The organism is Xanthomonas sp. NCPPB 2586 (assembly GCF_041475775.2).
Classification (GTDB): Bacteria; Pseudomonadota; Gammaproteobacteria; order Xanthomonadales; family Xanthomonadaceae; genus Xanthomonas; species Xanthomonas campestris.
Map to the genome: position 1 here is coordinate 1,868,240 of NZ_CM192981.1, position 11,857 is coordinate 1,880,096.

Annotated in this window: 11 protein-coding genes; 10 read left to right on the top strand and 1 reads right to left on the bottom strand. The window is 68.1% G+C overall.

The window, feature by feature from the left end; genetic code table 11:
* Window positions 1–605 precede the first annotated feature (605 nt).
* From ACCQ09_RS07880 to ACCQ09_RS07895, 4 genes are read left to right on the top strand one after another with little or no spacing between them, the layout of a single operon-like run.
* Complete coding sequence (locus ACCQ09_RS07880) at window positions 606–2,564, top strand: motility hub landmark protein FimV (RefSeq protein WP_012437950.1); 1,959 nt, start codon at window positions 606–608, stop codon at window positions 2,562–2,564.
* A complete protein-coding gene (locus tag ACCQ09_RS07885) occupies window positions 2,561–2,941 on the top strand; it encodes a VOC family protein (RefSeq protein ID WP_076036741.1) in 381 nt (126 codons plus the stop codon). Before ACCQ09_RS07880 ends, ACCQ09_RS07885 begins: the two co-directional genes overlap by 4 nt.
* A 39-nt stretch (window positions 2,942–2,980) precedes the next feature.
* Complete coding sequence (truA, locus tag ACCQ09_RS07890) at window positions 2,981–3,754, top strand: tRNA pseudouridine(38-40) synthase TruA (protein ID WP_011037676.1); 774 nt, start codon at window positions 2,981–2,983, stop codon at window positions 3,752–3,754.
* On the top strand, window positions 3,751–4,419 hold the full coding sequence (locus ACCQ09_RS07895; protein WP_011037675.1) for a phosphoribosylanthranilate isomerase: 669 nt from the start codon (window positions 3,751–3,753) through the stop codon (window positions 4,417–4,419). Before truA ends, ACCQ09_RS07895 begins: the two co-directional genes overlap by 4 nt.
* Window positions 4,420–4,669: 250 nt before the next feature.
* Here ACCQ09_RS07895 and ACCQ09_RS07900 read toward each other — a convergent pair whose 3' ends face one another.
* Window positions 4,670–5,566 (bottom strand): LysR family transcriptional regulator, encoded by an 897-nt coding sequence (locus ACCQ09_RS07900; RefSeq protein WP_228427960.1) that lies wholly within the window; start codon window positions 5,564–5,566, stop codon window positions 4,670–4,672.
* A 111-nt stretch (window positions 5,567–5,677) separates the two neighbouring features.
* Here ACCQ09_RS07900 and trpB point away from each other — a divergent pair, with 111 nt between their 5' ends.
* The 6 genes from trpB to ACCQ09_RS07930 all read left to right on the top strand — a co-directional run bounded on the left by trpB (window position 5,678) and on the right by ACCQ09_RS07930 (window position 11,726).
* Entirely contained in the window at window positions 5,678–6,895 is a 1,218-nt protein-coding gene (trpB, locus tag ACCQ09_RS07905) for a tryptophan synthase subunit beta (RefSeq protein WP_011037673.1), read from the top strand.
* Window positions 6,892–7,410 carry a hypothetical protein gene (locus tag ACCQ09_RS07910; RefSeq protein WP_012437952.1) on the top strand — a complete coding sequence of 173 codons (519 nt, stop codon included), beginning with the start codon at window positions 6,892–6,894 and terminating at the stop codon, window positions 7,408–7,410. The genes trpB and ACCQ09_RS07910 overlap by 4 nt, the downstream gene beginning before the upstream one ends.
* Window positions 7,407–8,225 (top strand): tryptophan synthase subunit alpha, encoded by an 819-nt coding sequence (gene trpA / locus ACCQ09_RS07915; RefSeq protein ID WP_012437953.1) that lies wholly within the window; start codon window positions 7,407–7,409, stop codon window positions 8,223–8,225. Before ACCQ09_RS07910 ends, trpA begins: the two co-directional genes overlap by 4 nt.
* A gap of 214 nt (window positions 8,226–8,439) precedes the next feature.
* Window positions 8,440–9,327, top strand: coding sequence for an acetyl-CoA carboxylase, carboxyltransferase subunit beta (accD, locus tag ACCQ09_RS07920; protein ID WP_012437954.1), 888 nt, complete (start codon window positions 8,440–8,442; stop codon window positions 9,325–9,327).
* Window positions 9,324–10,673 (top strand): phosphoglucosamine mutase, encoded by a 1,350-nt coding sequence (glmM, locus tag ACCQ09_RS07925; protein WP_040941040.1) that lies wholly within the window; start codon window positions 9,324–9,326, stop codon window positions 10,671–10,673. Before accD ends, glmM begins: the two co-directional genes overlap by 4 nt.
* 114 nt (window positions 10,674–10,787) lie before the next feature.
* Window positions 10,788–11,726, top strand: a complete 939-nt coding sequence (locus tag ACCQ09_RS07930; protein ID WP_040941041.1) for an isopenicillin N synthase family dioxygenase — start codon at window positions 10,788–10,790, stop codon at window positions 11,724–11,726.
* The last annotated feature ends 131 nt before the right edge of the window (window positions 11,727–11,857 follow it).

Sequence of the window (11,857 nt, forward strand, 5' to 3'; positions counted from 1 at the left end):
TAACGCCCCATCGCGCACAAGTGCGCTCCTACGTTCATTCGTGTTGATGCCGGGTGCGGGCCTCGCCGTGACGCCTGCGCCGGCGCAGTGCGCGGCAAGGCGTGAGCGCTCAGCGGCGTAGGAGCGCGCTCGCGCGCGATGAGGCTTGCCCGGTAACGCCCATCGCGCACAAGTGCGCTCCTACGTTCATTCGTGTTGATGCCGGGTGCGGGCCTCGCCGTGCCGTCTGCCACCGCGCCGTGCGCAGCAAGGCCTGAGCGCTCAGCGGCGTAGGAGCGCGCTTGCGCGCGATGCGGCTTGCCCGGTAACGCCCCATCGCGCACAAGTGCGCTCCTACCTTTGTCCCTTGCCTCGTCGACCAACGGCTTGGTCGCGACGATCCTTGGACAACGCGCCAGCGCAGCGGGCTTGCAACGCACCGCCGTTGCCATCCGCGTGCAAATTTGCATCTGCTCCTGCCAGCGCGTTCATGGCCACACCGGTGCGCCTGCACGCATGGCGCGTTGCGGCATTACGCCAGCGCACGCACTCCGCATGATGAAGCCGACTCTTTCGCTCATTCAGCGGCTATATTGATGCGCATGAAACATAGGGGCCGGGGCGCGATGCGCCCGATACAAGGGGTGGGCGCGCTGCTGCTGGCGTTATGCAGTGGTGCGGCCATGGCGTTGGGGTTGGGCGATATCCGGGTGTTGTCCAAGCCCGGGCAGCCGTTGGTGGCCGAGATCCCGGTCATCTCCAACGAGCCCGGCGAGCTCGACAACGCGCGTGTGGCGCTGGCATCGCCAACCATTTTTGCGCGGGTCGGCCTGGAGCGGCCGCAAGGCCTGGTCAGCAACCTGCAGTTCCAGTTTGCGCAGGACGCCCGCGGCCGCGCGGTGATTCGCGTGACCAGCACGCAGGCGGTCGATCAGCCGGCCATCAACTTCCTGATCGAAGTGGAGTGGGGCCAGGGCCGCCTGGTGCGCGAGTATTCGGCGCTGGTCGATGCGCCCAATACCGCAGCGGCGATTGCCGAGCCGGGCATCGAGGCGCCGCGAGCCGGCGCCAGCAACACCATTGCGCGCGAACCGGCCGCGGCATCCGGCGCGCGACCAAGTCGCCAGGACAGTGCAGTGGAAAGGCCGGCCGCACGGCCTGCTGCCGCTGCGCCGGCAGCATCAGCCAGCGCAGCGGGCGACCAGCTGCCGGCCGTGCGCCCGGGCCAGACCTTGTCGGAGATCGCTGCCGGGGTGGCGCGTTCCAGCGGGCATTCGCTGGACCAGACCATGCTGGCGTTGTTGCGCACCAATCCCGATGCCTTCATCAACGGCAACATCAACCGGCTCAAGCAGGGCGCGGTGTTGCGCACGCCGCAGCAGGACGCGCTGGCCGAAGTGGGTGCCGCCGAGGCCGCGGCGCTGGTGCGCGAACAGGCCACGCAGTGGCGGCAGGCGCGTGCGCCCATGCCGCAACCGGCCGAGGCGGGCACCACTCCGGCCGCCAGCCCCGCGCCGGCGGCGGCCGCCGCTGCAGGCGCCGCCGGTGGCGCGCGGCTTGAGATCGCCCCCGCAGTGGCGGCGGATACCAACAAGGCCGGCACCACGTCCGGCACCAGTGGCGAAGGCGAGGGCGAGATGGCGGCCAACGAACAGTTGCAACAGGCCAAGGAAGACATCGCCACCCGCGATGCCGAGCTGCAGGAGCTGCGCACCCGCGTGGCCGACCTGGAAAAGCTCAAGCAGCAGCAACAGGCGTTGATCGCCATGAAGGACACCGACCTGGCCGCCGCCCAGCGGCGCCTGGCCGAAACCCCGGCGGCATCCGCGCAGGGCGGCGGATTCCCGCTGTGGTTGATCGGCGGGCTGGTGTTGATCGTGGCCGCGGTGGTGGCCTGGCTGGCCGCACGCCGCCGCAAGCCATCGCCGCTGCCGCCGTTGCCGCGCCGCAATTTCGATTTCATTCCGCCTGGCGCTGCGGCCGCTGCGGCCCAGCCGGATGCGGACGCCGCCGCCACCGTGCCCAGCGAGCGTGACGTGGTGCAGGAGACCGAGTTCGAGCAAATTGATCTCCACGAAGACGAACGCCCCGGTGGCACGCAGCCGCCGCTGTCGGACGTGCTGCGGCGCGAACCGCAGCTGGCCGAGCCGGTGCCGCACGCAGCTGCCCCGGTGGTGTCCAGTGACGATTGGCGCGCCTTGCGCGCGACGCCTGCCGCGCCGTCAGGCGATCTGGCCGACGCCAGACCTGCCCCGGCAGCGGAGCCTGCACGCGACGAACCCGCACCAGCGCCAATGACTGCCGCACACGCACCGCATTCACCAGCCACGCAGCAGGACAGCTTGAACTTCGACCCAGCCCCGCCGGCGCCGGCGCCGGTTGCCGACGCGCCGCATGCCGAGACGTTCAGTGCTGCTCCGCCGCGCGAATTCGCCTCGGCCGGCCGCGACCGTCTCGAGCTGGCGGTGGCCTACATGGACCTGGGCGACAAGGACACCGCACGCGGGCTGTTGCTGGAAGTCGCCGCCACCGGCGATGCGGCCACCCGTGCCGAAGCGGCCGACCTGCTCGACCGTCTGGCATGAGCCCGGCCATGGACACGCTTGGTGCACGCGAACGCCGCATCGATTACATCGAGTTCGCCTCCGCCGACCTGGAGGCCAGCCGCGCGTTCTTTGCGCAGGTGTTCGGCTGGCAGTTCCAGGCCTATGGCCCGGACTATCTGGCCTTCAACGATGGCCGGCTGGATGGCGGCTTCTATCGCGCAGCCGCGGCGGCACCCGCCGACACCGGCCCGTTGGTGGTGCTGTATGCCGATGACCTGGCCCCGGTGCTGGAGCAGGTGGTCGCCGCCGGTGGGCAGATCGTCAAGCCGGTCTTCGGCTTTCCCGGTGGCAGCCGGTTTCATTTTCGCGAGCCCGGCGGCACCACGCTGGCCGTGTGGTCCGAGCGCACCGTCTAGTCGGCTGCGCATGACCGGTATCCCAAGAGGCAGACACTGATGCGTTACGCGCTGGGCGTGGAATATGACGGCAGCGAGTTCCAGGGCTGGCAGCAACTGGGCGAGCACGGCGGGCCAAGTGTGCAGGCAACCCTGCAGGCGGCATTGTCGTCGGTGGCCGATGCGCCGATCCAGGTGGTCTGTGCCGGCCGCACCGATGCCGGCGTGCATGGCGAATGCCAGGTGGTGCATTTCGACAGCGATGCCCGCCGCGAACCGCGCGGCTGGATGCTGGGCACCACCGCGCGGCTGCCGCCCTCGGTGGCGGTGCGCTGGTGCGTGCCGGCAGCCGAGGACTTCCATGCGCGGTTTTCCGCGCGGGCGCGGCGCTACCGCTATCGCCTGCTCAACCGGCAGATCCGCCCGGCGCTGTACCGGCAGACCCTGAGCTGGGAGCGCCGGCCGCTGGATGCGCAGGCCATGCACACCGCCGCGCAGGCATTGCTGGGCGAGAACGACTTCGGCGCATTTCGCAGCGTGCAATGCCAGGCCCTGCATGCGCGGCGCAATCTGCAGGCCATCACCGTGCAGCGGCTGGGCGAGGTGGTGGAGGTGCAGGTGCAGGCCAATGCATTCCTTCATCACATGGTGCGGAATATTGTTGGCTCGCTGATTTTGGTCGGGACCGGTGAACAGCCGATCGACTGGATCGCGACATTGCTCGCCGGACGCGACCGCACTGTGGCCGGCCCGACGGCACCGCCGCAAGGCCTGGTGTTCATCGGGCCGCTGTATCCCGCAGAGTGGCATCTGCCCGCCGAGGTGACCCAATGAATCGATCGCTGTACCGCACCCGCATCAAGTTCTGTGGCATGACCCGCGCCGGCGACATCCGGCTCGCCGGCGAGCTGGGTGTGGACGCGGTGGGTTTCATCTTCGCCCATGGCAGCCCGCGCCGCGTGGCCCCGGCCGAGGCGCGCGCCATGCGCCAGGCCACCGCGCCGATGGTCGATGTGGTGGCGTTGTTCCGCAACAACTCCAAGGAAGAAGTGCGCGAAGTGGTGCGCACCGTGCGTCCCACCTTGCTGCAGTTCCATGGCGAAGAAGACGACGCCTTCTGCCGCAGCTTCAATCTGCCGTATCTCAAGGCGGTGCCGATGGGCGCTTCCGGCGTGAATGGCGAAGACGCCAACGCGCGGACCCTGCAGCTCGCCTATCCCAATACGGCCGGCTTCCTGTTCGACAGCCATGCGCCGGGCGAGGGCGGCGGGACCGGCAAGACCTTCGACTGGTCGCGCCTGCCCACCGGCCTGCATCGCCCGTTCCTGCTGGCTGGCGGCATCACCGCCGACAACGTCTTCGACGCGATCGTGGCGACCCTGCCGTGGGGCGTGGACGTGTCCAGCGGCGTGGAGCTTGCGCCGGGCATCAAGGACGGCCACAAGATGCGCAAGTTCGTCGAAGAAGTGCGCCGCGCCGACTGTCACGAGATGTCGTAACGGTGGTCTCTTGAGCGCGCTGCAGTGTGCTGCGGTATGAGCCCATGGTTGTGCCGCGCTGATGCCGACGTTCGCCAGATCAGATGCAGGCGTTGGCGAAGTGACCTGCACAGGCACGTCGCGCAATAAACCCGGAGCGTCATCAGACGCTTCGGGCAGCTGAGAACTCTTCAAGGCTCCGGTTTCCGGGGCTTTTTTCATGCGTGGTAGCGCGAAGACGCCGCTGCTCAATGTAGCGCCTCGCCTCTGATCAGGGCTGATCCGCCGCAAGCTCGCCGCGCAACCAGCCGGCAAGCTGTGCGATCCGCGGATCGGGATTGCGCCGCGCCGCGCACAGGCCCCAGCGGCCCCGGGTCGGGGTAAAGCCCCACGGCGCCACCAGCCGCCCGGCCGCCAGGTCGGCGGCGACCAGCGATTGCGGCGCGATCGCCACGCCCAGTCCGGCCGCAGCGGCTTCCAGCAGATACATCAGATGCTCGAACTCAGTGCCGAAGCGCAAGCTGTCGGCCGGGATGCCATGCGCCTGCGCCCAGTCCGGCCAGGCTTGCGGGCGTGAACGGGTATGCAGCAGCGGGTGCGCCAGCAGTGCGTGCGGCGGCTGCCCGGCCAGCTGGGTCGCCAGCGGGCTTTGCGGGCTGAGCACCGGCCCGATCCACTCCACGCCCAGCTCGTGCACCTGCCGGTCGCCCGGCCAGGGCGGGGTGTCGAGCAGCAGCGCGGCGTCCAGGCCGTCCAGGTCCGGCCCGGGCGGTTGCTCGTTTGCCGACAGATGCACGCGCAGATCGGGCAGATCGCGCTGCAGCCGGCCCAGCCGCGGAATCACCCAGCGCGCCAGCAGGCTGCCGGAGCAGCCCAGCACCAACGGCGCCTCGTTGCGCGGGCTGGCCAGGTCCGCCCAGGTGTCGGCGATCAGCGCAAAGCCCTCGCTGGTGGCATCGCGCAGGCGCGTGCCGGCGGCGGTCAGCACCAGCCCGCGGCCCTGGCGGGTAAACAGGGCGGTGCCCAATAGCTGTTCCAGAGAACGCACATGCCGGCTGATGGCACCGTGGGTCACGTGCAGGGCGTCGGCGGCGCGGCTGACACTTTGCAGGCGCGCCGCGGCCTCAAAGGCGCGCAAGGCAGCAAGCGGGGGCAGGGAGGTGGGCATATGTGAGTACAGGTCACAGGTTGCGGCGATCTTATCGATTTATCCGCTACGTCGCCTGCGTTAGAGTGCGTCTTTCCCGTATTTCCGCAGTGTTGCGGAGGAATAGCTCCCATGTCGGCCCAGCCCATCAGTGACTTTCATGCGTACCCGGATGCCGCCGGCCATTTCGGCAAGTTTGGCGGGCGCTTCGTCGCGGAAACCTTGATCGCGCCCCTGCAGGAACTGTCTGCCGCCTACGATCTGGCGCGCCAGGATCCGGCCTTCATTGCCGAGTACGACAAGGATCTCAAACATTACGTCGGCCGCCCCAGCCCGATCTACCACGCCGAGCGGCTGAGCCGCGAAGTGGGCGGGGCGCAGATCCTGCTCAAGCGCGAAGACCTGAACCACACCGGCGCGCACAAGATCAACAACACCATCGGCCAGGCGCTGCTGGCCAGCCGCATGGGCAAGACCCGCATCATTGCCGAGACCGGCGCCGGCCAGCATGGCGTGGCCAGTGCCACCGTCGCGGCGCGGCTGGGCCTGGAATGCGTGGTCTACATGGGCGCGACCGACATCGAACGGCAGAAGATCAACGTCTACCGCATGCAGTTGCTCGGTGCGAAGGTCATCCCAGTCACCTCGGGCTCGGCCACGCTCAAGGACGCGCTGAATGAAGCGATGCGCGACTGGGTCAGCAACGTGCAGGACACCTTCTACATCATCGGCACCGTCGCCGGCCCGGATCCGTATCCGCGCATGGTGCGCGATTTCAACGCCATCGTCGGCCGCGAAGCGCGTGCGCAGATGCTGGAAGACTACGGCCGCCTGCCGGATGCGATCAGCGCCTGCGTGGGCGGCGGCAGCAACGCCATCGGTTTGTTCCATGCGTTCTTGAACGACCCCGGCGTCAAGATCTACGGCGCCGAAGCGGCGGGTGATGGCATTGCCAGCGGCCGCCATGCGGCATCGATCGCCGCCGGGCGCCCCGGCGTGCTGCACGGCAATCGCACGTATGTGATCTGCGATGACGACGGCCAGATCATCGAGACCCATTCGGTCTCGGCGGGCCTGGACTACCCAGGCGTGGGGCCGGAGCATGCCTTCCTCTCCGACAGCGGCCGTGCCGTGTACCAAGGCATCACCGACGACGAAGCGCTGGCCGCGTTCCACTTGCTGGCGCATACCGAAGGCATCCTGGCCGCGCTGGAATCCAGCCATGCGGTCGCGCAGTCGATCAAGCTTGCGCGCGAAATGCCCAAGGACGCGCTGGTGCTGTGCAACCTGTCCGGCCGTGGCGACAAGGACGTGCACACCATCGCCGCACGCGAAGGCATGGTGCTGTGATCGCAGCGCACGCGCGCAACCTCGGCGGTGGCATGGCGCTGCTGTGCCTGTCTGCACTGGCGGCGGCCGCGGCATCGGCGCTCGCGCTGGATCGCAGCGGCGCGGTGCGGGTTGGCGAGCGCTTCGCCGAGCTGGCGCCGCGGGCCGCCTGGAAGCCGATGAATGCCGGCCCGATCGGACAGTGCGACTACGTGGAAGCAGGGCTGCTGCCCGCGGGCGTGGCGATGATGGTCGAGGACGGGCGCGTTGTCCGCTTCGACGTCACCGATGCCGGGGTCGTGGGCCCCTTCGGCGTTCGCATCGGCGACAGCGAGGCCAGCGTGCGTGCACGCCTGCCGGCCGGCTATGGCGTCGAGCCGCATCACTATGGCGGTGACGACGGCAAGGATCTTTATCTGACATGGCATGACCCCGCGCGTGGGCTCGCCGTTCGCTACGAAACTGGAGAAGGCAGCGTGACATCGATGTACTGGGGAAGCTGGGACGCCGTGCAACTGGTGGAGGGATGCGCATGAGCCGCGCGCCCGACCGTATCGCTGCGTGCTTCGACGCGCTGCGTCACTCCGGCCGCAAGGCGCTGATTCCCTTCATCACCGCCGGCGACCCCTCATTGGAAGCCACCGTGCCGGTGATGCATGCCCTGGTGCGCGCTGGTGCGAACATCATCGAGCTCGGCGTGCCGTTCTCCGACCCGATGGCCGACGGCCCCACCATCCAGCGCAGCTCCGAGCGCGCGCTGGGCCGCGGTGCCGGGCTGGCCTATGTGATCGAAGCCGTGCAGGAATTCCGGCGCGAGGACGCCACCACCCCGGTGGTACTGATGGGCTACCTCAACCCGATCGAAATCCACGGCACGCGGCGCTTTGCCGAAACCGCGGTGGCCGCCGGCATCGATGGCGTGCTGCTGGTCGACCTGCCGCCCGAGGAGGCCGACGAGACCCGCGCCATCTTCACCGAGGTCGGTCTGGCGCTGATCGCCTTGGCGTCGCCCACCACCGGCGAGGCCCGGCTGGACATGCTGTGCAGCACTGCGCAGGGCTATTTGTATTACGTCAGCTTCTCTGGCGTGACTGGCGCGGCCGACCGGCTGGACACGCACGCGGCCAGCGACCGCCTGCGCCAGCTGCGCGCCCGTGCCGGCGCACCCGTGGTGGCCGGCTTCGGCATCAAGGACGCCGCCAGTGCTGCCGCGATGGCGGTGGATGCGGACGGCGTGGTCGTCGGCAGCGCGCTGGTGGCGGCCCTGGCCGACGCGTCGGATGTGCGCAGCGCGCGTGAGCGGGCCGAAGACTTCCTGCAGCCGCTGCGGCAGGCGCTGGACGCCGGCTGAGGCGCCGCTGCCGGTCGCGTGCCGGTGGCATATGCAGGTACCCAACGGCGGCGATCATGCAGGCAATACGTTCCCGCATGGTCGCTTGGCGCTTTGGCTCAGGCCTCTCGGCGCCACCTAGCGCGGCCGCCCACTGCACCGCCATGGGGCGCTGGGATAGACTGTCGCCCCTCTGCGGCCTGCACGGCCGCCTTGCATGGATTGTCATACACGCATGAGCTGGCTCAGCAAATTGATGCCTTCCGGCATCCGCACCGAGAACACCCCCGCCAAGAAGCGCAGCGTCCCCGAGGGCCTGTGGGAGAAGTGCAGCAACTGCGGCAGCGCGCTATACGGCCCGGAGCTTGAGGAGAACCTGGAGGTGTGTCCGAAGTGTGACCACCACATGGCGATCCGCGCCCGCGCCCGTCTGGCCGCGCTGTTCGACGTGGACAGCCCACCCACCGAAATCGCGGCCCAGCTGGGCCCGGTGGACGTGCTCAAGTTCAAGGATCAGAAAAAGTACGGCGAGCGCATCAAGGCCAGCCAGAAGAGCAGCGGCGAATACGACGCCCTGATCGCCATGCGCGGCATGCTCAAGGGCAACCCGCTGGTGGCTGCCGCGTTCGATTTCGCCTTCATGGGCGGCTCGATGGGCTCGGTGGTCGGCGAGCGCTTTGCGCGTGCGGCCGAAGTGGCGCTGGAAGTGGGCTGCCCGTTTGTGTGTTTCTCTGCAAGTGGCGGCGCGCGCATGCAGGAAGGCCTGTTTTCGCTGATGCAGATGGCCAAGACCTCCGCGGCGCTGGGCCGCCTGCGCGAAGCCGGCCTGCCGTATATCTCGGTGCTGACCCATCCCACCACCGGTGGCGTGTCGGCCTCGTTCGCGATGCTGGGCGATATCAACATCGCCGAACCGCATGCGCTGATCGGTTTCGCCGGCCCGCGCGTGATCGAGCAGACCGTGCGCGAGACGCTGCCCGAAGGTTTCCAGCGCTCGGAGTTCCTGCTCGACCATGGCGCCATCGACCAGATCTGCGACCGCCGCGACATGCGCGACCGCATCGCCGAGCTGACCACCATGATGATGCGTCAGCCGCATCCGCAGGACGCAGACGCCGCATGAGCAGTCGTAAGTATTTCGGCACCGACGGCATCCGCGGTCGGGTCGGGCAGGGCGTGATCTCTGCCGATTTCGTGCTGCGCCTGGGCAATGCGCTTGGGCGTGTGCTTACCGCTGGGCGCAGCAAGCGCCCGTTGGTGCTGATCGGCAAGGACACCCGCATTTCCGGCTACATGTTCGAAGCAGCGCTGGAAGCCGGCCTGGTGGCCGCCGGTGCCGACGTGCAGCTGATCGGGCCGATGCCGACTCCGGCCATTGCGTTTTTGACCAGCACCTTGCGCGCGGATGCTGGTGTGGTGATCAGCGCATCGCACAACCCGCATTACGACAACGGCATCAAGTTCTTTTCCGCCGAGGGCGAGAAGCTCGATGACGCCACCGAAGCGGCCATCGAAGCGGCCCTGGATGCGCCATTCCACACCGTGGAATCCGAGCGCCTGGGCAAGGCGATCCGCACCCGCGATGCGATCGGCCGCTACATCGAATTCTGCAAGGCCAGCGTCCCGCGTGGCTTCACCCTGCATGGGTTGAAGATGGTGCTCGACTGCGCGCACGGCGCCACGTACCACATCGCGCCGATGCTGTTCCGCGAGCTCGGCGCCGAGGTGGTGGTGATCGGTGCGGCGCCGGACGGGCTCAATATCAACGACGGTGTTGGTTCCACGCATATCGACAATCTCGCTGCCAAGGTGCGCGAGACCGGCGCGCAGTTGGGCATCGCCTTCGATGGCGACGGCGACCGCGTGCTGATGGCCGACGACCAGGGCAACCCGGTCGATGGCGACGATCTGCTGTACGTGCTCGCGCGCTCGTGGCAGGCCAGCGGCCGGCTCACCGGCACGGTGGTCGGCACCTTGATGACCAATTACGGGCTGGAGAAAGCCCTGGCGGCGTTGCAGATCCCGTTCCAGCGCGCCAAGGTCGGCGACCGCTACGTGCACCAGGCCCTGGTCGAGAGCGGCGGCACCCTCGGCGGCGAAACCTCCGGCCACCTGCTGTGTCTGGACCGGGCCACCACCGGTGATGGCATCGTCAGCGCCTTGCAGGTGCTCGAAGCGCTGGGACGCGACGGGCACAGCCTGCGTGAGGCGCTGAGCAGCCTGAGCAAGGTGCCGCAGCAGACCGTCAACGTGCGTCTGGGCGGCGGTGCAGCCAAGGCCATTGTGGAAGCCGCCAGCGTGCAGCAGGCGCTGCAGCAAGCGCAGGCGGCGGTGCAGGGGCGTGGCCGCGCCTTCCTGCGCCCGTCCGGCACCGAGCCGGTGGTGCGCGTGACTGTGGAGGCCGACGAAGCGGAGTTGATGCAGGACACGCTCGATCGCCTCGCCGGAGCGGTGCGTGACGCGGCGTGAGTCGCTGATCATCGGCGTCTGCGTGGTCTTCGCCAAGGCCGCGACGTTTTATGTGCTGTATCGCCTGCTGTCCTGAGCGGCAGGCCTTCTTTCATCCTTGAGCAAGACATCCGTATGAGCGCGCGCATCCCCACCCTGGACATCACCCGTTTCGACAGCGACCGCGAGGCCTTTGTCGCCGAGCTCGGTGGCGCCTATCGGCAATGGGGCTTTGCCGGCATCCGCAATCACGGCATTGCGCAGTCCGACATCGACGCCGCCTATGAGGTGTTCAAGGCATTTTTCGCGCTGCCCGACGAGGTCAAGCGCAGCTACCACGTGCCCGGCAGTGGCGGCGCGCGCGGCTATACGGCGTTCGGTGTGGAAACCGCCAAGGACTCCAAGCATTTCGATCTGAAGGAGTTCTGGCACATCGGCCGCGAGATCCCGGACGATTCGCCGTACCGCGCGGTGATGGCGCCCAATCTGTGGCCGACCGAAGTGCCGGGCTTCCGCGAGCGTGGCTACCACCTGTATCAGCAGCTGGATCAGTTGGGCTCGCGCGTGTTGTCGGCGCTGGCGCTGCACATCGGCCTGCCGCAGGACTACTTCGCCGACAAGACCGACCACGGCAATTCGATCCTGCGCCCGATCCATTACCCGCCGATCACCAGCGACGACATCCCGAATGTACGCGCCGGTGCGCACGGCGACATCAATTTCATCACCTTGCTGGTGGGCGCCAGCGCCGCCGGCCTGGAAGTGCGTTCCAACGAAGGCGAGTGGGTGCCGTTCACTGCGGACGCCGACACCATCGTGGTCAATATCGGCGACATGCTGCAGCGCCTGACTAACCATGTGTACCCGTCCACCATCCACCGCGTGGTCAATCCGCCGGGAGAGGAAGCGCGCAAGCCGCGCTATTCGGTGCCGTTCTTCCTGCACCCGAACCCGGATTTCCTGATCGACGTGTTGCCGTCCTGCATCAGCGCCGACAACCCCAGTCGCTATCCCGAACCGATCACCGCACACGGGTTCCTGGAAGAGCGCCTGCGCGAGATCAAGCTCAAGTAAGCCGAACGGACCCAAGCGCGGCCTATGGCCGCGCTCGCAACATGGCGGATGACGCTCGCCACAGTTTGCTTGATGAACGTTCGCTCGCGTCCGGTTAAAGCTTGCGTTCACCTCTGCCGATATCCCAGTCT